Raw genomic sequence first — 25,943 nt, forward strand, 5'->3', positions numbered from 1 at the left:
TGGCGAAAAAATGACCACCTGTCGGCTGTCCGGGAAAGTGATGGGAATTTTGACGTTCTGGGGTGTCTTAGCCTGCAGAGGTGCCACCATGAACGTCACCCACCGCTACGCCATCCACTACCGCCTGCGCGAACAGCCGCGCCGGCTGATCCACGAGTGGTCCGAGGAACCCAACGAATTCCTCGCCCTGCTCCAGGTGCTGCTGCACCTGGCGCAGGAGACCGGCGAAGACCCCACCGGGCTGACCGACGCGCCGCTGGACCCCAACCTGATCCCCAACCTGCGGCACAGCGCCGACCGCGTCGGCGTCAGCCGCGTGCGCATCGTCCCGATCGACTGAGCCGACTCAGGCCGCCTCGCGCCGCCGCCACTGCGGCAGGCTGATCAACAGCACCGCCCCGATGATCACCGCCATCGCCAGCGCCTCCGGCCAGCCGATGTGCTCGCCGGCGAACGCCACCCCGAGCAGCACGGCCACCGCCGGGTTGACGAAGGCATAGCTGGTGGCCGCCGCCGGGCGCACGTTGGCCAGCAGGTAGACGTAGGCGCTGAAGGCGATGATCGAACCGAACACCACCAGGTAGCCCAGCGCCAGCCAGCCGCGCACATCCGGCATCTGCTGCAGGTGCTCGCCGGAAAGCTGGCTGCCCAGCAGCAGCGCGGCGCCGCCCACCAGCATCTCCAAGGCACTGGCCATGGGCCCGGCCGGCAGGTCCAGGCGCCGGCTCCACACCGAACCGAAGGCCCAGGCCGCGGCGGCGAAGAGAATCAGCGCGGCGCCCGCCGGGCTACCCTGCAGGTTGGAACCGAGGTTGAGCAGCACGATGCCGCACAGCCCAAGGCCGATGCCGCTCCACTCCAGCAGGCTGTTGCGCTGGCCGAACAGGCGCGCGAACACCAACGCGAACAGCGGCACCGTGGCCACCCCCAGGGCGGCCACGCCCGAAGCCACGCCCCAGTGCTCGGCCACCGTCACCCCGCCGTTGCCACAGCTGAGCAGGAGCACGCCGATGGCCCCGGCATTCAGCCACTGCCGCCCGCTGGGCAGCGGCGCGCCGCGGTACAGCGCCCAGGCCAGCAGCAGCGTCCCGGCGATGACGAAGCGGCAGCCGGCCATGAGCATCGGCGGCCAGCTTTCCACGCCGATGCGGATCACCAGGTAGGTCGAGCCCCAGATGAAGTAGAGGGCGAAGAAGGCGGCGATCAGCGTCAGCGAAACGCGGGCTTTGGGCATGGGCATGACAGACATGGCAGAGGGCTCGACAAGTGGGTCGTAGCGCCTCATTTTATTAAGTGCTTTCGGGCCTTATAAGGCACAGAAAACGCATTATCTGGCGGAACACTTTTCTTTCGATGGATTTTCAAACGCAAAGCCGTCGATTCGACAGACGAGAGAAACCGATGGACAAATACGACCGCGCACTGCTCGCCGCCCTGCTGGAAAACGGCCGCCTGTCCTTCGCCGAACTGGCCCGGCGCATCAACCTCTCGCCCCCGGCAGTGGCCGACCGCGTGGCGCGCCTGGAGGCCGACGGCGTGATCACCGGCTACCACGCCAGCGTAGACCTGACCAAGCTCGGCCGCCCGATCCAGTGCCTGATCGAACTGCGCCTGAACGACCACCGCGGCGCCCTGCAACTGCAACGCCTGACGGAAATCCCCCAGGTGCTCGACTGCTACCGGGTGACCGGCGAATCCTGCGTGATGCTGCGGGTGACGGTGACCAGCACCGCCGAGCTGGAAGAACTGATCGACCAGTTGGCCCAGCACGGGGCGAGCAAGACTTCGCTGGTGCTGTCCACGGCGCTGGATGGGCGGGTGCATCCGGCGATGTTGCAGGGGGGATGAAAGGCTGGAGGCTGGAGGCTTTTCGTATTTCGTAGGAGCGAGCTTGCTCGCGAACAGCCTCCCGGCAGCGCTGTCGCCTCAGGTCGATTCCGTCCCCTCTCCCCAGCCCTCTCCCTGAAGGGAGAGGGAGCTTGTCCATGCCGAGAGGAGGAATGGTTCCAGCTGGAAGCCGCCGGGACTGCCGGCTGACTCAGAAATACCCAACTCTGCCCAACGGTCCCCTCTCCCTTCAGGGAGAGGGTTAGGGAGAGGGCGCTCTAAAGCCCACCTCCCAAGCCCGCCGGCAAGCACCATTCGCGAGCAAGCTCGCTCCTACGAAAAGCCAAAGCCCCCACCCTGCGCGCAAAAAAAGAGGCGGCACCGCTCGCACGGCACCGCCTTAAGTCACGGAGTTGCTGTTACATCGTGGGCCGGCCACAGCCGCCCGATGTATTGGATTACTTTTCCACGATCGCGGTCACACCTTGCCCGCCCGCCGCGCAAATCGAGATCAGCCCGCGCCCTTTCCCGGCCGCGTCCAGCAGCTTGGCCAGGTTGGCGACTATGCGACCGCCGGTGGCGGCGAAGGGATGGCCGGCGGCCAGGGAGCTGCCCTTGACGTTGAGCTTGCTGCGGTCGATCGAGCCCAGCGGCGCGTCCAGGCCGAGGCGGGTCTTGCAGTACTCGGCGTCCTCCCAGGCCTTGAGGGTGCACAACACCTGGGCGGCGAAGGCCTCGTGGATCTCGTAGTAGTCGAAGTCCTGCAGGCTCAGACCGTTGCGCGCCAGCAGCCGCGGCACGGCGTACACCGGGGCCATCAGCAGGCCTTCTGCGCCTTCGCCGACGAAGTTCACCGCCGCCGCCTCGCCGTCACGGAAGTACGCCAGGATCGGCAGGCCGCGCGCCTTGGCCCAGTCCTCGCTGGCCAGCAGCACCACCGAGGCGCCGTCGGTCAGCGGGGTGGAGTTGGCCGCCGTGAGGGTGCCGCGCGGGCCCTTCTCGAACACCGGCTTGAGGGTGCCGAGCTTCTCCAGGTTGATGTCCGGGCGCAGGTTCTGGTCGCGGGTCAGGCCGCGGAACGGCGTCATCAGGTCGTTCTGCCAACCTTCGGCGTAGGCCGCTGCCAGCTTGATGTGGCTTTCGTAGGCGAGTTTGTCCTGCTCATCGCGGGGAATCTGCCAGGTCTGCGCCATCAGCTCGCAGTGCTCGCCCATGGACAGCCCGGTGCGCGGCTCGCCGTTCTTCGGGATGTGCGGCAGCAGGTGGCGCGGGCGGATCTTCAGCAGGCTCTTGAGCTTGTCGCCGTTGGACTTGCCGCGGTTGGCCTCCAGCAGGATGCGCCGCAGCCCCTCGTTGACGCCGATGGGCGCGTCGGAGGTGGTGTCCACGCCGCCGGCGATGCCGCAGTCGATCTGCCCCAGGGCGATCTTGTTGGCCACCAGGATCGCCGCCTCAAGGCCCGTGCCGCAGGCCTGCTGGACGTCGTAGGCCGGAGTTTCCGGGGCCAGGCGGGTGCCCAGCACGCATTCGCGAGTGAGGTTGAAGTCCCGCGAGTGCTTGAGCACCGCGCCGGCCACCACCTCGCCCAGGCGCTCGCCGTGCAGGTTGTAGCGCTCGATCAGGCCGTCGAGGGCGCAGGTCAGCATCTCCTGGTTGCTCGCCGTGGCGTAGACGGTGTTGGAGCGGGCGAAGGGAATACGGTTGCCGCCGACGATGGCGACCCGTCGGGTCTGGGTCATGCAAGGCTCCTTGCGGGCTGAGCGGGTTCTGGCGCACAGGCTAACCTTAGCCGGTCCCGTCGCATTGGCCGCCCCGCCATGGCGCAGGTCAGCGCGGTCAATTGCGCGGAACCGGTGCCTGCGTAGAGTGGTCGGCACTTCGAGTATCCGTGCAGGAGCCCCCGTCCATGACCGATCGCTACATCGCCTTCGCCAACTCCAACGTCGGCCGCCGCCTGGTCGGCGCCTTCGGCCTGCCCGCGCCGGTACGCCTGGAACGCTGGAGCGCCGGGCGCACCCGGCCGGTGGACGGCGCCCTGTTGCTGGGCGGGACGGGCAACCTGGGCGAGGCCGTGCTGGGCTTCAGCCAGCGCCTGACCGACGCCGTCTACGCCGCCGTGGAAGGCCAGTACGGCCTGCCGCGCTGGACCGCCGAGCACGGCCCGAAGCTCAAGGCGATGGTGTTCGACGCCAGCGGCCTCACCGGCTTCGAGCAACTGATCGAACTGCGCGACTTCTTCCAGGCCGCGCTCAAGGGCCTGGACCTGTGCCCCCACGTGGTCATCCTCGGGCACGCCCCGGAATCGCTGAAAGACCCCATCGCCGCCAGCGTGCAGCGCAGCCTGGAGGGCTTCAGCCGCTCCCTGGGCAAGGAGATCCGCCGCGGCGGCAACGTGCAGTTGCTGTACGTCGGCAAGGGCGCGGAAGACCAGCTCGAAGGCGCCCTGCGCTTCTTCCTCTCGCCCAAGAGCGCCTACGTGTCCGGCCAGGTGATCCGCCTTTCCGCCTACGCCGGCCAGGTGCAGGACTGGAGCCGCCCGCTGGTGGGCAAGCGCGCCCTGGTCACCGGCGCGGCCCGCGGCATTGGCGCGGCCATCGCCGAAACCCTGGCCCGCGACGGCGCCGAGGTGGTGCTGCTGGACGTGCCGCCGGCCAAGGACGCCCTCGACGCCCTGGCCGCGCGCCTGGGCGGCAAGGGCGTGGCCCTGGACATCTGCGCGCCGGATGCCGGCGAGAAGCTGGTGGAGGCGCTGCCCGAGGGCGTGGACATCGTGGTGCACAACGCCGGCATCACCCGCGACAAGACCGTGGCGAAGATGAGCGAGGCGTTCTGGAACTCGGTGATCGACGTCAACCTCAAGGCCCCGCAGGTGCTCACCCAGGCCCTGCTCGACGCCGGCAAGCTGCGCGACGACGGCCGCGTGGTGCTGCTGGCCTCCATCAGCGGCATCGCCGGCAACCTCGGGCAGACCAACTACGCGGTGAGCAAGGCCGGCCTGATCGGCCTGGCCCAGGCCTGGGCCCCGGCCCTGGGCAAGAAGGGCATCAGCATCAACGCGGTGGCCCCGGGCTTCATCGAAACGCAGATGACCGCGGCCATTCCCCTGACCATCCGCGAGGCCGGCCGGCGCATGAACTCCATGGGCCAGGGCGGCCTGCCCCAGGACGTGGCCGAGGCCGTGGCCTGGTTCGCCCAGCCGGGCAGCGGGGCGGTGAGCGGGCAGGTGTTGAGGGTGTGTGGGCAGAGTTTGCTTGGGGCTTGAGGGTGGCTCTGCCGGGGGCGGTCGCGGGTAAGTCTTATGGTGTTTCCAGGTGGTCTGGGTGTTTCGGTTTGATTCCGCCCCTCTCCCTAACCCTCTCCCTGAAGGGAGAGGGGACCGTTGGGCAGGGTTTGATGTTATAGCGTTAGCCGGCTAGCACAGAGGTTTCCGGCGGAAACCATCACCTTTCTCGGCACGGACTAGCCCCCTCTCCCTTCAGGGAGAGGGCTGGGGAGAGGGCGCTCTTCAGGGCAAGCACCGCAGCCACCGGCAGAACAGCGTTCGCGAGCAAGCTCGCTCCTACGAAAAGCCATGCCCTCCCGTCGCGAGGTTCGTCCCTCTCAAACCTTCCCGCGCTTGCGAAACTCCACCGGCGTCTCCCCCACCCAGCGCTTGAAGGCGCGGTAGAAGGTGCTCGGCTCTGAGAAGCCGGTACGCTCGACGATCACCTCGATACGCTCGTCGGTCTTCAGCAGCAGCTCCTTGGCCAACCGGCAACGGTAGTCGGTGACCAGGTCGTTGAAGCGCACCCCGGCCATGGCCAGGCGTTCGCGCAGGCGCCGGGCCGGCATGTCCAGGCGTGCGGCGACCTGCTCCAGGGTGGCGCCGCCGTCCACCAGCAGCTCGCCGATCAGCTCGCGCACCTTGCGCACCAGGTCCAGGCGTTCCACCTCGGCCAGTTGCCGGCGCGCCAGCGACTCGTGCATGCGCAGCAGCTCCGGCGCGGCGTGGCGCGAGGGCTTGTCCAGCACCGCGGCGTCGAAGACCAGGGCGTAGCGCTCGGCGCCCAGGCGCACCGGGCAGCCGTAGACCTGTCGATAACGTTCGGCAGGGGCGCCCTCGCCGTGCATCAGCTCCACCTCATGGGGCCGGAAGTCGCCCTCGGTGAGCGCGTGGAACAGGCGGATCACCGCGCCGGCGAGCATTTCCGGGAAGTGCCGGTTGGTCCCGGCGCTGTGGCCGAGCAGCAGCACGGCGCGCTCGCCCTCCACTTCCAGGCGGGCGTTGAGTGTGTCGGAGAGCAGGCGCACATAGCGCAGTGCGTGGCGCAGGCCCTCGCCGAAGGTGGCGCTGGAGAGGAACAGGTATTCCAGCAGCAGGCCGTGGAAGGCCGGCAGGTGCCCGGCCAGGTACAGGCCGACGTGCTCCTCGCCGCATTCCTCGGCGGCGGCCTTCCAGAACAGGTTCTGCGCGCTATGCGGGAAGCGCCCGGCCGGCAGGGCGCCCGGCGGCAGGCCAACCCGGGCGAGCACACGGTCGGGATCGCTGCCGCTGGCGCGCAGCGCGTCGATCACCGGGCGCATCAGCGCCACATCGTCGGTCAGATCGTGCATGGTATTTATTCTGGTTATCCATGAAGCGGGCCCATCTTAGGCAGCTTTCCTACCGCCTCTCAAGTAACACGCCATGGCAGCGGTCGAATTATCCACAAGCCCCATGCCAGAGCCGCCGATTGACCGGCCTGCCGCCACGCCGCCCCGCCCCGGCCAATGCCCGGCCGGGCCCGGCGGCTAAGCTGAAGGCAATACCGCTCAGGAGATTCCGAATGCCCAAAGACTGGCTGGACCTGTCCGCCCCACCCGCCCTGCCCGGCCTGTTCCTGCGCGCCGCCGTGCGCCGCGGCCTGCGCGGCCGCAGCCTGCCCACCCGCGGCGTGCGGGCGCCGGTGATGGTCGACGCCCGGAACCTGGAGCACTACCGCCAGGTGTGCGGCTTCAGGAACGACCACCTGCTGCCGCCGACCTACCCGCACATCCTCGCCTTCGGCCTGCAGATGGGCCTGCTCACCGACGCCCGCTTCCCCTTCCCGCTGCTGGGCCTGGTGCACCTGGAGAACCGTATCAGCGTGTTGCGCCCCCTCGGCGGCCTGGGCCCGTTCCAGGCCAGCGTGCGGGTGGCCGACCTGCAGCCCCACGACAAGGGCGTGACCTTCAGCCTGATCACCCAGCTGCACGACCAGCTCGGCCTGCTCTGGGAAGGCGACAGCCGCCTGCTGTTCCGCGGCATGCGCCTGGAAGGCACGCCGCCGGAACGCGAGGAGCAGCCCGAGCTGCCGCTGGAACAGATCGACCACTGGCAATGCCCGGCGGACATCGGCCGGCGCTATGCCCGCGTGGCCGGCGACTACAACCCCATCCACCTGTCGGCGGCCAGCGCCAGGCTGTTCGGCTTCCCCCGCGCCATCGCCCATGGCCTGTGGAACAAGGCGCGCAGCCTGGCGGCCCTGGGCGAGCGCCTGCCGGCGGCCGGCTACCAGGTGGAAGTGCGCTTCCAGAAGCCGGTGCTGCTGCCCTCCAGCGTCACCCTGCTGGCCAGCGAGGTGGCCCCGGCCGGGCAGTTCGCCCTGCGCGGCGAGGACGGCCTGCCGCACATGGCCGGCGCCTGGAAACCGCTCGACGCTTGATGCGGCGCCGCTGAAGCCGGAAGCTATGGGGCTCCCAAGGAGCCCCCGATGAACCTCGACGAACTCACCGCGCGCCTGCACGCGATCCGCGACCACAACGACTGGAAGCGCTTCCACAGCCCGAAGAACCTGGCCATGGCCGCCAGCGTGGAAATGGCCGAGCTGGTGGAAATCTTCCAGTGGCTGAGCGAGGACGAGTCGCGCCAGCTGCCCGCCGACAAGCTCGCCCACGCCGGCCAGGAGGTCGGCGACATCGTCCTCTACCTGCTGCTGCTCTGCGCCGAACTGGGCCTGGACATGGACCAGGCGGTGCGCGCCAAGCTGGCCGACAGCGAAAGGCGCTTCGTGCATGGCTGACCGGCATTTCGACGAACTGGCCACGCGCTTCGCCGAGAAGATCTACGGCGGCGCCAAGGGCGCCATTCGCCTGGCCGTGCTGCAGGCCGACCTGGCCGAAGCGCTGCCCGAGCGCCCGCTGCGCGTGCTCGACATAGGCGCCGGCCTGGGCCACATGGCGCTGTGGCTGGCCGAGCGCGGCCACCAGGTGACCCTCGCCGACCCCGCCGCGCCCATGCTCGAAGGCGCCCGCCAGCGCTTCGCCGAGGCCGGCCGCGCGGCCACCTTCATCGAGGCGCCCTGGCAGGCGCTGCTCGGCCAGCTCGACGAACCCTACGACCTGGTGCTGTGCCACGCCGTGCTGGAATGGCTGGCCGAGCCCCAGGCCATCCTCCCCGTGCTGCACCAGCTGACCGCCCGCGACGGCTGGCTGTCGCTGGCCTTCTACAACCGCGACGCGCTCATCTACCGCAACCTGCTCAAGGGCCACTTCCGCAAGCTGCGCAAGCAGCGCTTCGCCGGCGAAGGCCAGAGCCTGACGCCGCAGCAGCCGCTGGACCCGCGCGAACTGGAAGCGGCCATGACGGATGCCTGGAACATCGAGGCGCGCAGCGGCGTGCGGGTGTTCCACGACTACATGCCGCAGGAATTCCAGCACAAGGCCGAGCCCCTGGACCTGGTGGAAATGGAACTGGCCTACCGCCGCCACCCGGCCTTCGCCGGCCTGGGCCGCTACCTGCACTGGCTGTGCCGCCCGCGCGAATAGGTGCACAATCGCCCCATCACCGTCGTCGCCAGCGCCCCGGCGCAGGCGGGAGCCCCGCATGTCGCCACGCCTGATCCTGCTGCCGCTGCTCGCCGCGCTGGCCGCCTGCCAGAGCCACAACCCCTACACCAGCCAGTCGCTACCGCCGCCCCCGGTGCCAGCCCAGGCCAGCGCCCCGGGCTTCGACCCCGGCGCCTACCCGGCCGCGCCGCCGGACTACGGCCGCTACCGCTCGTGGAACTGGACCGGCGCGCCCAGCGGCGCCACCACCTACGGCAGCTCGCTGCAGGACGCGGTCAGCGAAGGCCTCGACCAGGTCGGCCTGCGCCCGGCGCGCCCCGGCGCCACGCCGGACCTGCGCGTGAGCGCGCGGGTCAGCAGCGAGCAGCGCACCCGCCAGGTCACCGACTACTACGGCGGCGGCTACTACGGCGGCTGGAACGATCCCTGGTACGGCGCCTCCATCCCGGTGACGCGGACCTACATAGTGCAGGTCAACGTGGTGCGTATCGAGCTGTACGACGCCCGCGACAACCACGCCGTCTGGGTGGCCTCGGCCGAATACCAGCCCAGCGGCAACCAGAGCGAACAGGCCCGCGGGCTGCGCGAAGCGGTGCGCAAGGCGCTGTCGGGCTACCCGCCGCACTGAGGCGCTTGTCCGGCTTTGCTGCCAGAAAACTGCGGAATAGGGCCGTTTCGAGGCATTCCGCCACTTGCCTTTACGCACGCGCTGAGCTTCGATGAAGACTCTGCCTGGAGTATGCCGATCATGATCCGCCGTCTGTTGTTGCTGGGCCTGCTGCTGGGCCTGGCCGCCTGTGAGACCGTCAACCTCAGCCGCGACTACGATTCCAGCCGCGACTTCGCCGCGTACCGCAGCTGGGCCTGGGCGCAGCCGGCCTTCGAATACCGCCCGGACGACCCGCGCATCAAGAGCGACCTCACCGAGCAGCGCATCCGCTCGGCGGTGGCCGACCAGCTCGACCAGCGCGGCCTGCGCCCGACCCAGGGCAGCGCCGCGCCCGACGTGACGGTGCGCGCCTACCTGATCGTCGACCAGCGCCAGGACCAGGTCACCACCTACACCGGCGGCTACTGGAACGGTTATTGGGGCGGCTACTGGGGCGGCCCGGCGATGGCCGAGTCGCGCACAGTGACCTACAAGGTCGCCACCATCCAGGTCGACCTGCTCGACGGCAAGGACGGCAAATTGGTGTGGCGCGGCAGCGGCGAGCAGATCATGCGCAGCAGCCCGCCGACCCCGGCCGAGCGTGAAGCGGCGATCCGCGAGACCGTGCAGAAGGTCCTCGCCCAGTACCCGCCGCGCGGATGAGCCTGCAGCATCGCCCCGTGGAAGCCGGCGACCTCGCCGAGGTGGCCGGCTTCGTGCGTAGCGCCGACGAACTCTTCTACGCCTACCCCAAGGCCCGCTGGCCGTTCGGCGTCGAACAGCTGGCCGCCGCCGTGGCCGAGCGCCGCGCCAGCACCCTGGCTCTGCTCGACGGCCGCGCCGCCGGCTTCGCCAACTTCTACCAGAGCCTGCCCGGCGAGTACTGCGCGCTGGGCAACATGATGGTCGCGCCCTGGGCCCGCGGGCACGGCGTGGCGCGCTACCTGATCGGCGTCATGGAAGACCTCGCCCGGCGCGACTACGCTGCACCGCTGATGAAAATCTCCTGCTTCAACGACAACGCCGGCGGCCTGCTGCTCTACGCCGGCCTGGGCTATCGCCCGGTGGGCATCGTCGAGCGCCAGGCGCCGGACGGCCGCCGCGTGGCCCTGGTGCAGATGGAGAAAGCCCTTGAACCGGCCTGATATCCAGCGCGTGCTGATCATCGTCAGCAGCGGCCCGAGCACCCCGGCGCGCTGCGCCGCGCCCTTCTACACCGCCACCCTGTTGGCCTGCATGGACGCCGAGGTGACGCTCTTCCTCAGCGGCGAAGGCGTGCAGCTGGCGCGCCAGGACGTGGTGGACAACCTCTACGCCGCCCCTGGCGGCGAACCGCTCAGCCACTTCATCCAGCAGGCCAAGGAAGCCGGCGCGCGCCTGCTGATGTGCCGCGCCCCCGGCGTGCCCATCGACGAAAGCGCGCTGATCGGCGAAATCGACGAAATCGCCAGCGGCGGCGAACTGGCGCGGATGATCCTCGAATACGACCGGGTGCTGACCCTGTGAAACTGCACGGCCTGGAGTTCCCCGACGACCTGCTCTACGCCCCGGACTACAACCTGTGGCTGCGCGAAGAAGCCGACGGCGCCGTGACCCTCGGCCTGAGCGCCTATGGCTGCGCGCTCTACGGGCAGATCTTCGCCTTCACCCCCAAGCGCGATGGCTGGCACATCGAGCGCGACCGCAGCTTCGGCGTAGTGGAATTCGCCAAGGCCGCCTCCTCGGCGCGCTGCCCGCTGGCCGGCACCCTGCTGGTGAGCAACGAGGAAGTGCAGCGCCGCCCAGGGCTGATCAACCTCGACTGCTACGGCGAAGGCTGGATGGTGCGCCTGCGCCCGGACGACTGGGCCTCCGCCAAGGCCGGCTTCGTCAGCGGCCAGGCGGCGCTGGAGGCCTTCGCCGAACGCATGCGCCTGGATGCCTTCGACCCCGAAGGCAACGACGTCCAGGCCCTGCGCCGCGACTGAGCTTAAGCCAGCCATAAGCTTCGCCGGCCTAGGCTGTGCGATCCGCAAGCTCCCCCACAGAAGGAGTCCACCATGCCCCGGCTTCCCGCGCTCGTCCTCGCCCTGCTCGCCCTCTCCGGCTGTGCCGGGCAGAGCAGCTACAACCTCGGCGCCATCGAGTCGCCGGTGAAGGAATCCTTCGGCCTCGACGACGTCGAACGGCAGCCCATGATGGGCGCGCAGTTCCAGCAACAGGGCGGCTTCTCGTCCCAGCAGCAGCGCCTGCTGATGGGCCAGTGAGGCAGTCCTAGTCCACCCGGAAGCCCGCCAGCTGCTGCTGTTGCTCGACCGCCAGGCGGGCCAGCTCCAGGCTCGCCGCGGCGCTCTGCTCGGCGTTCTCCACCACGCTCTGGATGCTGTCGTTGAGCTGGGTGATGTTCTGGCTGATCTCATGGGCCACCGCCGTCTGCTCCTCGGTGGCGGTGGAAATCTGCGCGTTGCCGTCGGCGATGCGGTCGATGGCATTGGCGATGTGCCGCAGCGCCTCGCCGGATTCGCGCGAATGCCGCACGCTGTCCCCGGCCCGCTCGCGGGACTCCTGCATCACGCCCACCGCCTGGCGCGCGCCGCTCTGCAGCGAATCGATCATGCCGCGGATCGACTCGGTGGCCTTCTGCGTGTTGCTCGCCAGGCTGCGCACCTCGTCGGCCACCACGGCGAACCCGCGCCCGGCCTCGCCGGCCCGCGCCGCCTCGATGGCGGCGTTGAGCGCCAGCAGGTTGGTCTGCTCGGCGATGCTCTGGATCACCCCCAGCACGCTGCCGATCTCGTCGCTCTGGCTGTGCAGGCGGTCGATCACCTCGGCGCTCTCCTGCACCGCCTGCGACAGACGCTCGATGGCGCCCAGGTTGGCCTCCACCAGCTCGGTGCCCTGGTGCGCCTCGCGGCGCACGTCCTCGGCCACCCGCGCCATGTCCAGGGCGTTCTCCGCCACCTGCTGCACCGCGGCGCTCATCTCGTGCACGGCGGTGGCGACCATGGCGGTCTGGTCGCCCTGGCCGTTGGCGGCATCGCTGACCTGGGCGCTGATGGCGCTCATCTCCTCCGACGCGCTGGCCAGCTGCACCGAGGCGCCGCCCAGGTGGCGGATCAGCCGCTGGAAGTGTTCGAGCATGGTGTTGAAGGCCTGGGCGGTCTGCGCCAGCTCGTCGCGGCCCACGGCCTCGGCGCGCAGGCTCAGGTCGGAATTGCGCTGCACCGTGGCGATGGTCCGGCCCAATTGTTCCAGCGGGCGGTTGATCGAGCGGCTGACCAGCAGGCTGAACAGCAGCATGCCGACCAGCACCACCACGGCGATGGCCACGAAGCTGGCCTTCATCGCCTGGTAACGCGCGGTGGAGGCCTGGCTCAGCCTTTCGCCCTCGCGGACCTGCAGCTGGGCCAGTTCCTCCAGCGCATCCCCCAGCGGGTCGAAGGCCGCATACAGGCGCCGGATGAAGCTGGCGTCGCTCTCGCCGCGCAGGCTGCCGTCGGTCTGTTCCTGCAGCGTGTCCACCAGCTTGTCCACCGCGGCCATGCGCGCGCGGATGCCGGCCACCATCTGCTGCTCGGCATCGGTCATCTTGCTGTCCTGCACCAGGCGCCAGGAGTCCGCGATGGTCTTGCGCGCCTCGCCGATGGCGCCGCGCAAGACGTCCACGTCGATCACCCCGGAGCGGTACTTGTGCAGCGCATCCACCATGTTCACCGCATAGGCGTTGGAGATCAGGTTGAGCCGGTTCACCGGGCGCATGCGGTCGTTGAACAGCTCGTCGAAATCATCGTTGAGCTGGTCGGCGTTGTACGCCGCCAGCGCCATCACCCCGGCCAGCACCAGCAGGGGCAGGAACGCCAGCGACAGCAGGCGGGTACGTACGCGGATCTGGTTGAGCATCGCATCTCTCCTGGGCTGCTCGAACTCGTGCGCGGACCGCACAACCGCGATCCGCTCGTCTCGGCGAATGGATCGGCCCGCCAGGGGGTAACTGGACCTGAGGATTAAGTAGGAAAAATCCCGCCATTTAGAGAGATGCGTCGCAGGAAAGGGCTGCTAGGGTGAAAGAAACCCCACGCCCGGGAGGCCGGATGCTCCGCCACGCCCTCGCCCTGCTCCTGCTGCTGGCCAGCCTCGGCGCCAACGCCGACCAGCCGGCGCAACCCGGCTTCGTCTACCTCGACCAGGTGCTGCAGCACGCCCATTACGAAGCGCGCTACTACAGCGGCGACAACTTCGTCGGCAGCCGCATCGACGGCTACGAAAGCCCACGGGTGATCCTCACGAAGGAAGCGGCCACGGCCCTGGCCGAAGTGGAGCGCGACGTCGCCCTCAGCGGCCTGCAACTGAAACTCTTCGACGGCTACCGCCCGCAACGCGCCGTGGCCCACTTCCAGCGCTGGGCCGCGGACCTGGCCGACACCCGCACCAAGGACCGCTACTACCCGCACCTGGACAAGGCGGCGCTGTTCCGCGACGGCTACATCGCCAGGAAATCCGCCCACTGCCGCGGCAGCACCGTGGACCTCACCCTGGTCGACGCCAGCACCGGCCAGGAACTGGACATGGGCAGCCACTTCGACTTCTTCGGCCCCATCTCCCACCACGGCACCAACCTGATCAGCGTGCAACAGACGCGCAACCGCGAAACCCTGCGCAGCGCCATGCAACGCCACGGCTTCGAACCCTACGCCAACGAGTGGTGGCACTACACGCTGAAGCAGGAGCCGTATCCCAACACCGCCTTCGACTTCCCCGTGAAATAGCCTGCCAGCTTTTCGTAGGAGCGAGGGGGACGCCTAGTTCTTGCTCGCGAACGTGTTATCCGCTGATTGCGGAGTTGAGGCGGTTCGCGAGCGAGCTCGCTCCTACAAGAGCATGGCCAACCCGCCCACCTCAGGAATAGGCTCAGCCCAAACCTGCAAACGGGAAGACCCATGAGCACCGTCGACGACCAGACCAACCCACACGCCAGCGATCAAAGGACGCAAGACCGCCATCGCTTGCGAAACCGCCTTCTGGCCGGCGCCGAATCCGCTCCCACAGAGCACGCCGATGCGGCCTTCTTCGAGCACCAGCGCAACCGAATCAAGGAACAGAGGAAGAAGCCCTAACAACGACGATGAACCTGCGCACCGGCCCGAACGTCGAACGACAGCCTCTCAGCCAGGACACCCCATGACCCAGCCCCCCACCTTCGACGGCCAACGCTGGAGCAACGCCGAAGCCGACCGCATCGAATTGGCCGAAGCCAACCCGGACTGGCCCCGGCGCTTCGCCGAGGAAGCCGACGCCATCGCCAGCGCCCTGGCCCTACCCGGCCTGAAGATCGAACACTTCGGCAGCACGGCGGTGCCCGGCCTGAAGGCCAAGCCGATCATCGACATCCTCCTGCTGCCCCCGCCCGACGCCGACTGGCAAAGCCTGGTCGCCCCGCTGGAAGCCCTCGGCTACCAATACTGGCGCGACAACCCTGCGCCGCAGCGGATGTTCTTCGTCAAGGGCATGCCACCCCGGGGCCAGGGCAGAACCCACCACGTCCACGTCATGAACCTGGCCGACGCCAACCGCCACCTGATCTTCCGCAACTGGTTGCGCAACCATCCACAGGACGCAGCCGAATACCAACGCCTCAAGGAACAACTGGCAGAACGCTTCCCCACCGACCGCGAGGCCTACACGCAAGGCAAGGACGAGCTGGTGGCCCGGATACTGGGCAAGGCCCTGCAAGAGGGCCGCGACTCAGGTGGATCGGTACAGGGAGCCAGGACGTAGGATGGGTTGAGCGCCAGCGATACCCATGCGGTCGATGATGGGTATCGCTGCGCTCAACGCCATCCTACGTGGTGCAATGCCTGCGGGTTCGCCACTAGAATCCGCCCATCCCCCAGGACTCGGTGAACCTCATGAAGAAATGGATTCTGCTGATCGCCCTCGCCCTGCTCGCCTGGCAGTACATGGACAACCCGTCCTGGCAGAACCATTTCTCCCGCTCAAAGCCAGCTCCGATGAGCGTCGCGGAAGATACCGACGAACCGACCACCGACCTGATGCCGCCGGCGGCAAACACCACACCCGCCAGCCCTGCTCTCAATGTCCGCTGCGATGGCCGCAAGTACTGCTCGCAAATGACCTCCTGCGCCGAGGCCAAGGCGTTTCTACGCAGTTGTCCGGGGATGAAGATGGATGGGGACGGGGATGGGATTCCCTGCGAGGAACAGTGGTGCAGGATGTAGCGTGATTGGGCCGGGCAACCAACGCCAGGCCGGGGCGTGAACCCACGCCGCCAATGATGGGTATCGCTGCGCTCAACGCCATCCTACGGGTGCGACAGCCAGACGTTCGTTCCCAGCCGGCTTCCTTACGAGTCGGATGAGTCCGCGCGCGCCCCAGGAGAGGAGCTTCGATCAGCCCCCTCCTCTTCATAGCCAGGGCTCGTCTGGCCAATCTCTGGCATTACCTCCCCCGTCAAAATCCACCAGCGAAACTGAGGAAATACCTTGGCGATGGCCAGGATTTCCTCTTCCTTGATCTCCCGGTTTTTCGAAGGGTTCTTCAGGTTGCTCCAGGTGTACCGGCTAATGCCTGTCATTTCCTCAAGCTTGGGGAGGCGTATGTCTGTCCACGAGAGAATGGTTATGACGCGCTCTTTGATCATAAGAAATTCATCTATATAAGCTATAGCCAAAATGACTCAAGCCAAATAAGATCAATTTCGACTAGAGCTAAATTGACTCGAGTTAAATCAAAACACCACCTTGCATAGTGCAGTAAAGGCTGAGCATGTGGAAGTACTCACAGCCTGGTCGCACTAGGCATCTCACGGATGAAATTCGCGATGATCAAATTCGACGCTTCTACTGCCATGGCTATGTTGGGCAAGACCATCGATGTGGACGTTCCCCTGCACGAGGCACCCTACCGGGAAAGCTACCGCGTGCGCATCGTAGGGGTAGCACTGACGCTGGAGGATGAACGCCCCTACTTCCTGGTCCGCGATCCAAAAGACCCACGACGTTTTCCGGAAGAGCTGTTATGGAGCGATATCCACAGCCTGCAGGTAATCGACGACAAGGCGACAGCCAGCGAAACCTGAAAGTTATCGCAGCAAAGACAGAAGTGGAGGGAAGTGGCGGAAGGCAGTGAGAGTCGAACTCACCCAGGAACGGCTGCCGTCCCCCACCGGGTTTGAAGCCCGGCCACGCCACCGGGCGTGATTGCCTTCCGTGTTGGCTTGCGCCTTTGCGCCAGAGAGTGGCGCTTGGATGTTGCCATCTTTGTGTCGACGCTGGCCACAGCCTGCGGTTGTCATATCTCCGAATTTTCCGTGGCCTGCAGCGCCAACGCCGAATCCTCCCGAACCCTCCGCTCATTGCCGAACCGCCGGGTAAAGCCGATGCGGTCGAAGTATTCCAGTAGCTGGATGCTGCGCTTGCGGCCTATGCCGATGCGGTCGCGGAAGGCGGCGGCGCGGATCAGGCCTTGTTCGGTGTGGAGTTGCAGGGCTTGTCGGGCCAGTTGGCGGAGGGTTTCGTCGGGGTAGAACAGGTCTTTCACCACTTGGTGCAGTTGGCCGAGGCGGGCGAGTTTGCGTAGCAGCAGGCGCATGGCGGCTTCGTCGACTTGCAGTTCGCGGGCCAGGTCGCGGGTCCACGGCGGGTCGTAGGCGCCGGCTTGCAGCAGGGGGCGGATGCGTTCGCGCAGGGCTTCGTCTTCGGCGCCCAGTTGCACGCGGTGGTCCGGCAGGTGCAGCCAGGGGCCGCTGCTTTCCACGGTCTGGCTGGCCAGGGTCTGTTCCAGCAGGGCGATGAAGATCGGGCGTTCCAGTTGCGCGAAGGCGTAGCGGCGCAGGCGGTCGCGGTCGGGGCCGAGTTCGTCGGGTTGTTCGACGTGGAAGCGGGCCAGGGCTTGCAGCAGTTGTTCGCCCAGGGCGTGCCAGCGTTCGGCGGTGAACAGGCGCGGGCCGCCACGGGTGGGGATTTCCAGCAGTTCGGCAGGCAGTCGCCAGCTTGCCCGGGGGCGGTTGAATTGGCGGGCCAGCAGTTTGGGGTCCAGGCCGTTGTCGGCGTGTTGCAGCAGCACCGGCAGGGCCTGTTCCAGGCCTTCGCCGCGCAGGGCCTGGAGTTGTGCCAGGCGTTCGGGGCTGCGGCGGTTGCGGGCCGGGGCGAAGGGGTCGAGCACGCGGCCGCCGCCGAGGGTGCGCTGGGCGGATTGGTCGCGCAGCACCAGGCGGTCGCCGTGCACGGTTTGCACGGGAGCGTTCAGCACGAGCTGCGCGAAGGCTCTTTCGCCCGGCGCCAGGCGTTCGTCTTCCAGCAGGGCGACGCGGCCGGTGACGTCCTGGGCGCCCAGGTGCACGTGCAGCGGCGTCCAGTGGGCCAGGGCGCGGGGTTCGCCGGGGAGCAGCTGCAGGTCGATGTCGATGCGGGTGGTGGGCGCGTGCAGTTCCGGCGTCAGCAGCCAGTCGCCGCGTTTCACCTGGTCCGGGCCCAGGCGTTCGCCGGCGATGTTGACCGCCACCCGCTGGCCGGCGTGGGCCTGTTCGGCGGCGCGGTTCTGGGCGTGCAGGCCGCGCACGCGCACCGGGCGGCCGGCGTTGCCGAGAAGGAGTTCGTCGCCCACCTTCACGCTGCCGGAGAAGGCCGTGCCGGTGACCACCAGGCCGGCGCCGCTGACGCTGAAGGCGCGGTCCACGGCCAGGCGGAAGCCGCCCTGGCTGGAGCGCTCATGGACCTCGCGGGCAGCCGTGGCCAGGGCCTGGCGCAGGGCGTCCACGCCCTCCCCCGTGACGCTGGAAACCGGGTAGACCGGCGCGCCGGCCAGCGGCCCCGCGGCCAGCAGGCTTTCCACTTCGGCGCGGGCCTCGGCCAGGCGCTGCGGGCTGACGCGGTCGGCCTTGCTCAGGGCCACCAGGGCCCGGGGGATGCCGAGCAGTTCGACGATGGCCAGGTGTTCGCGGGTCTGCGGCATCACGCCGTCGTCGGCGGCCACCACCAGCAGCACCAGGTCGATGCCGCTGGCGCCGGCCAGCATGTTGTGGACGAAGCGTTCGTGGCCGGGCACGTCGATGAAGCCGGTCAGCGCGCCGTCGCCGAGGTCGGCGTAGACGTAGCCCAGGTCGATGGTGATGCCGCGTTCGCGCTCGGCCGGGCGGCGGTCGCCTTCCACGCCGGTGAGGGCCCGCAGCAGGGCGGTCTTGCCGTGGTCGATGTGCCCGGCGGTGCCGACGATCAAGCCTCGCCCTCCGCCAGCAGCGGCAGTTGCGCGAGGAAGGCGGCCTCGTCGTCGAGCTGGCGCAGGTCGAGCCACAGGGTGTCGTCGTCGATGCGCCCGAGCACCGGGATCGGCAGGCTGCGCAGGCGTTCTTCCAGCTCGCGCAGGGCGCGGCCACGCAGGCGTTTGTTGCTTTGCGGGCGCAGGGCCAGGGCGGCGCTGGGCAGGCGTGCCACCGGCTGGGCGCCGCTGCCGATCATGCCCAGAGCGGCTTCCGCGCTCACCGCCCAGCCGGCGCCCAGTTGCGCGGCGAGCAGCGGCGCCAGGCGCGCGGCCTGGGCCTGGATGTCGGCCTGCGGGCGGCTGAGCAGGCGCAGGGTGGTGAGGCGTTCGGCCAGGCGGTCGGGGTCGCGGTACAGGCCGAGCACGGCTTCCAGAGCGGCGAGGGTCAGCTTGTCCACGCGCAGGGCGCGCTTGAGCGGGTTCTTCTTGATCCGCCCGATCAGTTCCCTGCTGCCGAGGATGAGCCCGGCCTGGGGGCCGCCGAGGAGTTTGTCGCCGCTGAAGGTGACGATGTCGGCGCCGTCCTTCAGGGCTTCCTGCACGGTCGGTTCCTTGGGCAGGCCCCAGCGCGTCAGGTCCACCAGGGTGCCGCTGCCCAGGTCTTCCAGCAGCGGCAGGCCGTGGGCGTGGGCGATGCCGGCGAGGTCGCCGGTGGCGACGCTGGCGGTGAAGCCCTGCACGCTGTAGTTGCTGGTGTGCACGCGCATGAGCAGGCCCGAGCGCGGGCCGATGGCGGCTTCGTAGTCCTTGGCGTGGGTGCGGTTGGTGGTGCCGACCTCGACCAGTTTCACCCCGGCGCGGGCCATGATGTCGGGGATGCGGAAGGCGCCGCCGATCTCGATCAGTTCGCCGCGGGAGATGATGCCTTCCTTGCGCGCGCCCAGGCTGTTGAGCGCCAGCAGCACGGCGGCGGCATTGTTGTTGACCACGGTGACCGCCTCGGCGCCGGTCAATTCGCGGATCAGCCCGGTGATGAGGTCGTCGCGGTCGCCGCGCTTGCCGCTGGCCAGGTCGAATTCCAGGTTCAGCGGGTAGCGCGCGGCCATTATGATGGCTTCGATGGCTTCGTCCGGCAGCAGGGCGCGGCCGAGGTTGGTGTGCAGCACGGTGCCGGTGAGGTTGAACACCCGGCGCACGCGGCTGGCGTGGTGCGCGGCCAGGCGTTCGCCGGCGCGGCCGGCGAGCACCGCTTCGCTCAGTTCCACGGCGGCGAGCTGGCCGTGGCGGGCCGGCTCGCGCAGTTCGTCGAGCAGGTCGCGCAGGGTGCCGAGCAGGGCTTCGCGGCCGTAGCGCTGTTGCAGGGGTGCGCAGGCCGGGCTGCGCAGCAGGCGGTCGATGGAGGGCAGGCGGGCGGAGGTCATGCGCGGTCCTGTCTGGTGCTTCGAGGGTTGGGGAGGCGATGGGTATCGTCGCGGGCTCCTCAACCCATCCTACGGGGGTCTGGATGCAGTCTAGGTCAGTCTGCGTCGCCGGGGGACAGCAGCAGGTTGGGCGCGCTGCGCAGGTAGCCTTCCTCGGCCAGGCGGATGTCCAGGGCCAGGCTGGCGAGGTCGTCGGCCTGGGGCTCGGCGGCTTCGTCGTGCTCCAGGTAGCACTGCTTGAGGTAGGCCTGGCAGTTGGGGCAGACCTCGGCGCGCAGCGGGGCGTGGATGACCTCGCGGTCGTCGTGCTGCTGGGACAGGTAGAACAGGCCCTTGCTCTGCCGGCAGTGGCTGCACTTGATGCGCACGTAGTGCCACTGGCAGGAGCACAGCGAGCAGGCCAGGTAGCGCAGGCCGTTGTACTTGCCGCGGTTGTGGATGACGCCGGCCACCGGCGGCGAGCCGCAGGCCGGGCAGAGGGTCTGTTCCTCGCGCTCGCTGAGCAGGCCTTCGGGCAGGCGCAGCAGCCAGTGGCTGAAGGCGACCTGCAGGGTGGCGCCGAGGAAGGGCACCAGGGCCGCCGGCAGCAGGTCGAACTGGCCGTTGAGCAGGGCCAGGGCCCAGGCCTTGCGCTGGCCGGCGTCGGCCTTGCGCAGTTGTTGCAGGGCATCGGCGATGGGGCTGGCGGGGCTGGTGGCGAAGGCCTGCAGCAGCGGGTCGAGCAGCGCCAGCCAGGCGCCTTCGCGCACCAGCACTTCGAAGCCCAGCGGCGGCATGCCGTGCTCGACGCTGCGGCGCAGGGCGGCTTCGTCGGGCATGGGCAGCGGTGGCGGGTTGTCGAGCAGGTGCTGCTGGATGTCGCAGAGTTCGGCCAGCAGGTTCAGGTAGTCGCCCAGGGGGTGGCTTTCGGCGAGCTGGCGCAGGCGCTGGCCGCGCTGGGTGAAGAGTTGCGGCGAGGGCAGCTTGAGGAAGGGGGGGATGTTGGCGGCGGCTTCGATCTGGCCGGGTTCGAGGATTTGGCCTGGCACGCAGGACTCCTTGGTCGGTGGTTTCAGGGATGGGGCGAATCGTCTGGATCAGCCGCCTTTCCCTCTCCCTGGCCCTCTCCCTGAAGGGAGAGGGGATTGTTCGGTGCATGGGTTGGATTACTGTGCTCGTCCCATTGATGGGTATCGCTGCGCTCAACGCCATCCTACGGGGGGTGTGGGCCCGGTCAGTGGCCCTCGCCCTTGTCCACGCTTTTCAGCCAGGCGGCGTGGTGCTTGCGCGCCCAGGCGCGGCTGACCCAACCATAGAGCATCGCGCCCATGGAGCCCTTGACCCAGATGCCGGCGTAGATGTGCACGATGATGCTGCTGATCAGCACGAAGGCGGCGAAGGCATGCAGCAGCGCGGACAGGCGGATGACCTCGATGCCGAACCAGGCGCTGAAATACTGGCGCCAGATCACCAGGCCGGTCGCCAGCAACACCAGCATGCACAGCAGCAGGGTCCAGAACAGCAGCTTCTGCCCGGCGTTGTAGCGGCCCACCGCGGGGAGGTTCTCCTCGTGGTTGCCGACCACGTCGCGCCACTGCTTCAGCCACTGCACGTCGCTGCGGTCGAGCAGGTTGTGGTGGGCGAAGCGCAGCACCAGGCCGAGGAAGAACACGAACATCGCCAGCCCCAGGAAGGGGTGCAGGATGCGCGTCCAGGGCCCGCCGCCGAACAGGCTGCTGAGCCAGAACAGCGCCGGGTGGAACAGCGCCAGCCCCGACAGGCCGGCGAGGATGAAGAAGATCGCCACCAGCCAGTGGTTGCTGCGCTCGTTGGCGGTATAGCGTTGGATGTCTTTTTTCATGCTGGGCTCCTCTGAGGGCCGACGAGCGCCCTCTCCCCATCCCTCTCCCCGAAGGGAGAGGGGGCTGTTCGGTGCATGGGCTCAACGCGGGTCGCGCGGGTCATAGCGGTGCACCGAAGGGTCGACCTTGTGTACCGGCGCCTCCGGGTCCGGCCCCGGCTGCTCGTCCTCTTCCGTGCGGTTGGGGCCGATGCGGGTGTAGTGGAAGAACCCGGCGAGCACCACCGCGCCCATGGCCAGCAGGCCCAGCGGCTTGGTGATGCCCTTCCACAGGCTGACCAGCGGGCTGATGGCCGGCTTGTCGGGCAGGCCGGCGTACAGCGAGGGCTGGTCGTTGTGGTGCAGCACGTACATCACGTGGGTGCCGCCGACGCCTTCGGGGTCATACAGCCCGGCGTGCTCGAAGCCGCGCGACTTGAGGTCCTCGATGCGTTCGGCGGCGTGCTCCTTCATGGCGTCCTTGGTGCCGAAGACGATGGCGCCGGTGGGGCAGGTCTTTACGCAGGCCGGCTCCATGCCCACGCTCACGCGGTCGGAACACAGGGTGCACTTGTAGGCTTTGTGGTCCTTCTGCGAGATGCGCGGGATGTTGAACGGGCAGCCGGTGATGCAGTAGCCGCAGCCGATGCAGTGGTCCTGGTTGAAGTCGACGATGCCGTTGGCGTACTTCACGATCGCCCCCGGGCTCGGGCAGGCCTTCAGGCAGCCCGGCTCGGCGCAGTGCATGCAGCCGTCCTTGCGGATCAGCCATTCGAGGTTGCCGTTGGGGTTCTCGTGCTCGGTGAAGCGCATCACCGTCCAGGAATCGGCCGTCAGGTCCAGCGGGTTGTCGTACACCCCGTGGTTGTGGCCCACCTCGTCGCGCAGCTCGTTCCATTCCGAGCAGGCCACCTGGCAGGCCTTGCAGCCGATGCACTTGGACACGTCGATGAGCTTGGCCACTTCCTGCTGGTTGCGCACCGAGGGCATCGGCGTGGTGGTGGCCGAACGGGCACTGATGTCTTGCGTGCTCATGCCTCACCTCCGCTGATTTTCTCGACGTTGACCAGGAACGACTTGAACTCCGGCGTCTGCGTGTTCCCGTCGCCGACGAAGGGCGTCAGGGTGTTGGTCAGGTAGCCGTTGCGCGCCACCCCGGCGAAGCCCCAGTGCAGCGGGATGCCGACGTGGTGCACGGTCTTGCCGTCGACCTGCAGCGGGCGGATGCGCTTGGTCACCACCGCCACCGCCTTGATGTAGCCGCGGTTGGAGGAGACCTTCACGCGGTCGCCGGCAGCGATCCCCAGTTCCTTGGCCAGTACCTCGCCGATTTCCACGAACTGCTCCGGCTGGGTGATCGCGTTCAGCCGGCAATGCTTGGTCCAGAAGTGGAAGTGCTCGGTGAGGCGGTAGGTGGTGGCCGCGTAGGGGAACTCGTCGGCCTTGCCGAAGACTTCCATGTCGTTCTTGAACACCCGCGCGGCCGGGTTGCTGGTGGCCTTGGGGTTGTCCCTGTGCAGCGGGTTGATGCCGATGGGCGTCTCGAACGGCTCGTAGTGCTCGGGGAAGGGTCCCTCGGCCATCTTGTCCACGGCGAAGAAGCGCGCCACCCCCTCGGGGTTCATGATGAACGGGTTCATGCCCGCTTCCGGCGGCACGTCGGGCTTGTAGTCGGGCACGTCGGTGCCGCCCCAGGCCTTGCCGTTCCACCACACCAGGCGTTTCTTCACCGGGTCCCACGGCTTGCCGGCAAGGTCGGCCGAGGCGCGGTTGTAGAGGATGCGCCGGTTGGCCGGCCAGGCCCAGGCCCAGCCGAGGGTCTGGCCCATGGCGTAGGGGTCGGCGTTGTCGCGGCGGGCCATCTGGTTGCCCTGCTGCGTCCAGGAACCGGCGAAGATCCAGCAGCCGCTGGCGGTGCTGCCATCGTCGCGCAGCAACGCGAAGCCGGGCAACTGCTCGCCGGCCTTGGCCAGGACCATGCCGTTCTTCGGGTCCACCAGGTCGGCCAGGGCCTTGCCGTTGTATTCCTTGGCCAGCTCCTCGGGGCTCGGGTCGTCCGGGCGCTGGTAGGGCCAGTCGAGGCCGAGGATGGCGTCGGGGAACTTGCCGCCCTCCTTCGCGTACAGCGTGCGCAGGCGGTGGTACAGCCCGGCCATGATGGCGATGTCCGGCCGTGCCTGGCCCGGCGGCTCGCCGCCCTTCCAGTGCCACTGCAGCCAGCGCCCGGAGTTGACGATGGAGCCGTCCTCCTCGGCGAAGCAGGTGGTGGGCAGGCGGATCACCGTGGTCTGGATCGACTTGGTGTCGACGTCGTTGAAGTCGCCGGCGTTGCGCCAGAACTCCGAGGTCTCGGTGGCCAGCGGGTCCATGATCACCAGCCACTTGAGCTTGGCCAGCGCGGCGCCGACCTTGCCCTTGTTGGGGAACGAGGCGATGGGGTTGAAGCCCTGGCAGAAGTACCCGTTGACCTTGCCCTGGTACATCATGTCGAACACCCGCAGCACGTCGTAGCCGGCGCCGGGCATGTCGAGCTTGGGCAGCCAGTCGTAGCACCAGTTGTTCTCGGCCGTGGCGGCCTTGCCGAACCAGGACTTCATCAGGCTGACGTGGAACTTGCTGTAGTTCTGCCAGTAGGACAGTTGCCCCGGGCGCAGCGGCTTGCTGGTGCGCTTGGCGATGTAGGCGGCGTAGTCCTGCTCGGCGTCCATGGCCAGGGTCAGGTAGCCCGGCAGCAGGTTGGAGAGCAGCCCCAGGTCGGTCAGGCCCTGGATGTTGGAGTGGCCGCGCAGGGCGTTGATGCCGCCGCCGGGCATGCCGATGTTGCCCAGCAGCAGCTGCACCATGGCGCCGGTGCGGATCATCTGCGCGCCCACCGAGTGCTGCGTCCAGCCCAGGGCGTACATGATGGTCATGGCCTTGCCGGGCGCCGAGGTCTCGGCGATCTCGGCCCAGACCTTGAGCATCATGTCCTTGGGCGTGCCGCAGATGTTGCTGACCACGTCCGGCGTGTAGCGGCTGTAGTGCTGGCGCATCAGGTTGAACACGCAGCGCGGGTGCTGCAGCGTCGGGTCGACCTTGGCGAAGCCGTCCTCGCCGCGCTCGTAGTTCCACGCGGACTTGTCCGGGTAGCTGCGCTTCTCGGCGTCGTAGCCGTTGAACAGGCCGTCCTCGAAGCCGAAGCCTTCCTGCACGATGAAGGCGGCGTCGGTGTAGTGCTCGACGTATTCCTTCTGGTACTTGCCGTTCTCGATCAGGTAGCTGATCAGGCCGCCGAGGAAGGCGATGTCCGTCCCCGTGCGGATGGGCGCGTAGTAGTCGGCCACCGAGGCCGAGCGGGTGAAGCGCGGGTCCACCACCAGCAGGCGCGCCTTGTTGTGCGCCTTGGCCTCGGTCACCCATTTGAAGCCGCAGGGGTGCGCCTCGGCCGCGTTGCCGCCCATGATGAGGATCAGATCGGCATTCTTGATGTCGGTCCAGTGGTTGGTCATGGCTCCACGGCCAAACGTCGGGGCAAGACTTGCCACCGTCGGGCCGTGTCAGACACGCGCTTGGTTATCGAACCCCAGGATGCCGAGGGAACGCACCACCTTGTGGGTGATGTAGCCCGCTTCGTTGGAAGACGCCGAGGCGGCCAGGAAGCCGGTGGTCAGCCAGCGGTTCACCGTCTGGCCCTGCTCGTTCTTCTCGATGAAGTTGGCGTCGCGGTCGTCCTTCATCAACCGGGCGATGCGGTCCAGCGCCTCGTCCCATTCGATGCGCTTCCACTCGCTGGAGCCGGGCTCGCGGATCTGCGGGTACTTCAGGCGGTTGGGGCTGTGGACGAAGTCCAGCAGGCCCGCGCCTTTCGGGCAGAGGGTGCCGCGGTTGACCGGATGGTCGCCGTCGCCCTCGATGTGGATGATGTTCTGGGTGACGTTCTTGGCCGCGTCGCCCTGGCTGTACATGAGGATGCCGCAGCCTACCGAGCAATAGGTGCAGGTGTTGCGCGTCTCGGTGGTGCGTTCGAGCTTGAAGTGGCGGATCTGTTCGGCAAAGGCCTCCGGGGGCGTCATGCCGAGGGCCGCAAGGCTTGATCCTCCAAGGCCGACGGCGGCGACCTTGAAGAATTGCCGACGGTTCATATCCATCGTGCGTCTCCTGATCAGGCAAAGGGCGCCCAGTACCTGGCCAGGCGCCTCTGTTTAAAAGATAGCCAACCTGGCGCATTGCGCCAGGCAGCGCCAGCAGGCGCGGCCGAGCACTCTGC

Annotated in this window: 28 protein-coding genes and 1 tRNA gene; 17 read left to right on the forward strand and 12 right to left on the reverse strand. The window is 68.2% G+C overall.

Going from position 1 to position 25,943, the window contains the following annotated elements:
- The first annotated feature begins 88 nt into the window (after positions 1-88).
- The gene (locus tag PcP3B5_RS26910) at positions 89-340 is read left to right on the forward strand and encodes a hypothetical protein (protein ID WP_061562861.1); all 252 of its coding nucleotides are present in this window, start codon (positions 89-91) and stop codon (positions 338-340) included.
- A 6-nt stretch (positions 341-346) separates the two neighbouring features.
- Here the strand turns inward: PcP3B5_RS26910 and yedA are convergent, their stop codons facing one another.
- Positions 347-1,234, reverse strand: a complete 888-nt coding sequence (gene yedA / locus PcP3B5_RS26915) for a drug/metabolite exporter YedA (RefSeq protein WP_061563340.1) — start codon at positions 1,232-1,234, stop codon at positions 347-349.
- 167 nt (positions 1,235-1,401) lie between these two features.
- On the opposite strand from yedA, the gene PcP3B5_RS26920 reads away from it, so the two are divergent.
- Positions 1,402-1,848 (forward strand): Lrp/AsnC family transcriptional regulator, encoded by a 447-nt coding sequence (locus PcP3B5_RS26920; protein ID WP_009613218.1) that lies wholly within the window; start codon positions 1,402-1,404, stop codon positions 1,846-1,848.
- A gap of 437 nt (positions 1,849-2,285) precedes the next feature.
- Here PcP3B5_RS26920 and PcP3B5_RS26925 read toward each other — a convergent pair whose 3' ends face one another.
- The gene (locus PcP3B5_RS26925) at positions 2,286-3,566 is read right to left on the reverse strand and encodes an acetyl-CoA C-acetyltransferase (RefSeq protein ID WP_061562862.1); all 1,281 of its coding nucleotides are present in this window, start codon (positions 3,564-3,566) and stop codon (positions 2,286-2,288) included.
- 167 nt (positions 3,567-3,733) lie between these two features.
- On the opposite strand from PcP3B5_RS26925, the gene PcP3B5_RS26930 reads away from it, so the two are divergent.
- The gene (locus PcP3B5_RS26930) at positions 3,734-5,089 is read left to right on the forward strand and encodes a 3-oxoacyl-ACP reductase (protein ID WP_061562863.1); all 1,356 of its coding nucleotides are present in this window, start codon (positions 3,734-3,736) and stop codon (positions 5,087-5,089) included.
- Positions 5,090-5,427: 338 nt separating this feature from the next.
- Here PcP3B5_RS26930 and PcP3B5_RS26935 read toward each other — a convergent pair whose 3' ends face one another.
- Positions 5,428-6,420: an AraC family transcriptional regulator gene (locus tag PcP3B5_RS26935; protein ID WP_043268798.1), complete on the reverse strand. Its 993-nt coding sequence runs from the start codon at positions 6,418-6,420 to the stop codon at positions 5,428-5,430.
- Between the two features lie 212 nt (positions 6,421-6,632).
- Here PcP3B5_RS26935 and PcP3B5_RS26940 point away from each other — a divergent pair, with 212 nt between their 5' ends.
- The 9 genes from PcP3B5_RS26940 (at position 6,633) to PcP3B5_RS26980 (ending at position 11,508) form a co-directional block, all read left to right on the forward strand.
- Complete coding sequence (locus PcP3B5_RS26940; protein WP_061562864.1) at positions 6,633-7,490, forward strand: MaoC family dehydratase; 858 nt, start codon at positions 6,633-6,635, stop codon at positions 7,488-7,490.
- A 48-nt stretch (positions 7,491-7,538) separates the two neighbouring features.
- The gene (locus tag PcP3B5_RS26945) at positions 7,539-7,847 is read left to right on the forward strand and encodes a MazG-like family protein (protein ID WP_061562865.1); all 309 of its coding nucleotides are present in this window, start codon (positions 7,539-7,541) and stop codon (positions 7,845-7,847) included.
- Entirely contained in the window at positions 7,840-8,592 is a 753-nt protein-coding gene (locus PcP3B5_RS26950) for a methyltransferase (protein WP_061562866.1), read from the forward strand. Before PcP3B5_RS26945 ends, PcP3B5_RS26950 begins: the two co-directional genes overlap by 8 nt.
- A gap of 58 nt (positions 8,593-8,650) precedes the next feature.
- Positions 8,651-9,241: a DUF4136 domain-containing protein gene (locus PcP3B5_RS26955; RefSeq protein ID WP_061562867.1), complete on the forward strand. Its 591-nt coding sequence runs from the start codon at positions 8,651-8,653 to the stop codon at positions 9,239-9,241.
- Between the two features lie 120 nt (positions 9,242-9,361).
- Positions 9,362-9,925 (forward strand): DUF4136 domain-containing protein, encoded by a 564-nt coding sequence (locus tag PcP3B5_RS26960; RefSeq protein ID WP_061563341.1) that lies wholly within the window; start codon positions 9,362-9,364, stop codon positions 9,923-9,925.
- On the forward strand, positions 9,922-10,407 hold the full coding sequence (locus tag PcP3B5_RS26965) for a GNAT family N-acetyltransferase (RefSeq protein ID WP_061562868.1): 486 nt from the start codon (positions 9,922-9,924) through the stop codon (positions 10,405-10,407). Before PcP3B5_RS26960 ends, PcP3B5_RS26965 begins: the two co-directional genes overlap by 4 nt.
- Entirely contained in the window at positions 10,394-10,768 is a 375-nt protein-coding gene (locus PcP3B5_RS26970; RefSeq protein WP_043268786.1) for a DsrE family protein, read from the forward strand. The genes PcP3B5_RS26965 and PcP3B5_RS26970 overlap by 14 nt, the downstream gene beginning before the upstream one ends.
- Positions 10,765-11,229, forward strand: a complete 465-nt coding sequence (locus tag PcP3B5_RS26975; protein ID WP_061562869.1) for a glycine cleavage system protein H — start codon at positions 10,765-10,767, stop codon at positions 11,227-11,229. Before PcP3B5_RS26970 ends, PcP3B5_RS26975 begins: the two co-directional genes overlap by 4 nt.
- Before the next feature lie 72 nt (positions 11,230-11,301).
- On the forward strand, positions 11,302-11,508 hold the full coding sequence (locus PcP3B5_RS26980; RefSeq protein ID WP_009613244.1) for a hypothetical protein: 207 nt from the start codon (positions 11,302-11,304) through the stop codon (positions 11,506-11,508).
- Between the two features lie 7 nt (positions 11,509-11,515).
- Here the strand turns inward: PcP3B5_RS26980 and PcP3B5_RS26985 are convergent, their stop codons facing one another.
- Positions 11,516-13,141, reverse strand: coding sequence for a methyl-accepting chemotaxis protein (locus tag PcP3B5_RS26985; protein WP_009613245.1), 1,626 nt, complete (start codon positions 13,139-13,141; stop codon positions 11,516-11,518).
- 191 nt (positions 13,142-13,332) lie between these two features.
- Here PcP3B5_RS26985 and PcP3B5_RS26990 point away from each other — a divergent pair, with 191 nt between their 5' ends.
- From PcP3B5_RS26990 to PcP3B5_RS31220, 4 genes are all read left to right on the forward strand, one after another.
- A complete protein-coding gene (locus tag PcP3B5_RS26990) occupies positions 13,333-14,007 on the forward strand; it encodes a M15 family metallopeptidase (protein WP_061562870.1) in 675 nt (224 codons plus the stop codon).
- Positions 14,008-14,178: 171 nt separating this feature from the next.
- Positions 14,179-14,355: a hypothetical protein gene (locus PcP3B5_RS31900; protein ID WP_160336950.1), complete on the forward strand. Its 177-nt coding sequence runs from the start codon at positions 14,179-14,181 to the stop codon at positions 14,353-14,355.
- Positions 14,356-14,419: 64 nt separating this feature from the next.
- Positions 14,420-15,016, forward strand: coding sequence for a GrpB family protein (locus tag PcP3B5_RS26995; protein ID WP_061562871.1), 597 nt, complete (start codon positions 14,420-14,422; stop codon positions 15,014-15,016).
- 131 nt (positions 15,017-15,147) lie between these two features.
- The gene (locus PcP3B5_RS31220) at positions 15,148-15,477 is read left to right on the forward strand and encodes an excalibur calcium-binding domain-containing protein (RefSeq protein WP_082816422.1); all 330 of its coding nucleotides are present in this window, start codon (positions 15,148-15,150) and stop codon (positions 15,475-15,477) included.
- A 125-nt stretch (positions 15,478-15,602) separates the two neighbouring features.
- Here the strand turns inward: PcP3B5_RS31220 and PcP3B5_RS27005 are convergent, their stop codons facing one another.
- Complete coding sequence (locus tag PcP3B5_RS27005; protein ID WP_061562873.1) at positions 15,603-15,899, reverse strand: hypothetical protein; 297 nt, start codon at positions 15,897-15,899, stop codon at positions 15,603-15,605.
- Between the two features lie 180 nt (positions 15,900-16,079).
- Between PcP3B5_RS27005 and PcP3B5_RS27010 the strand changes: the two genes are divergently transcribed.
- Positions 16,080-16,337: a hypothetical protein gene (locus PcP3B5_RS27010; RefSeq protein WP_024128108.1), complete on the forward strand. Its 258-nt coding sequence runs from the start codon at positions 16,080-16,082 to the stop codon at positions 16,335-16,337.
- Between the two features lie 34 nt (positions 16,338-16,371).
- Here PcP3B5_RS27010 and PcP3B5_RS27015 read toward each other — a convergent pair.
- The 7 genes from PcP3B5_RS27015 to fdnG all read right to left on the reverse strand — a co-directional run bounded on the left by PcP3B5_RS27015 (position 16,372) and on the right by fdnG (position 25,824).
- Positions 16,372-16,467: transfer RNA gene (locus PcP3B5_RS27015), tRNA-Sec, on the reverse strand.
- A gap of 82 nt (positions 16,468-16,549) precedes the next feature.
- Complete coding sequence (selB, locus tag PcP3B5_RS27020; protein ID WP_061562874.1) at positions 16,550-18,475, reverse strand: selenocysteine-specific translation elongation factor; 1,926 nt, start codon at positions 18,473-18,475, stop codon at positions 16,550-16,552.
- On the reverse strand, positions 18,472-19,878 hold the full coding sequence (gene selA / locus PcP3B5_RS27025) for an L-seryl-tRNA(Sec) selenium transferase (RefSeq protein ID WP_061562875.1): 1,407 nt from the start codon (positions 19,876-19,878) through the stop codon (positions 18,472-18,474). Before selA ends, selB begins: the two co-directional genes overlap by 4 nt.
- 95 nt (positions 19,879-19,973) lie before the next feature.
- On the reverse strand, positions 19,974-20,906 hold the full coding sequence (fdhE, locus tag PcP3B5_RS27030; RefSeq protein ID WP_061562876.1) for a formate dehydrogenase accessory protein FdhE: 933 nt from the start codon (positions 20,904-20,906) through the stop codon (positions 19,974-19,976).
- Positions 20,907-21,091: 185 nt separating this feature from the next.
- Positions 21,092-21,718: a formate dehydrogenase subunit gamma gene (locus PcP3B5_RS27035; protein ID WP_009613255.1), complete on the reverse strand. Its 627-nt coding sequence runs from the start codon at positions 21,716-21,718 to the stop codon at positions 21,092-21,094.
- A gap of 81 nt (positions 21,719-21,799) precedes the next feature.
- On the reverse strand, positions 21,800-22,732 hold the full coding sequence (fdxH, locus tag PcP3B5_RS27040; RefSeq protein WP_043318779.1) for a formate dehydrogenase subunit beta: 933 nt from the start codon (positions 22,730-22,732) through the stop codon (positions 21,800-21,802).
- Positions 22,729-25,824: a formate dehydrogenase-N subunit alpha gene (fdnG, locus tag PcP3B5_RS27045; RefSeq protein WP_145923950.1), complete on the reverse strand. Its 3,096-nt coding sequence runs from the start codon at positions 25,822-25,824 to the stop codon at positions 22,729-22,731. Before fdnG ends, fdxH begins: the two co-directional genes overlap by 4 nt.
- Positions 25,825-25,943 lie beyond the last annotated feature (119 nt).

Source organism: Pseudomonas citronellolis (assembly GCF_001586155.1).
GTDB classification, from domain to species: domain Bacteria; phylum Pseudomonadota; class Gammaproteobacteria; order Pseudomonadales; family Pseudomonadaceae; genus Pseudomonas; species Pseudomonas citronellolis.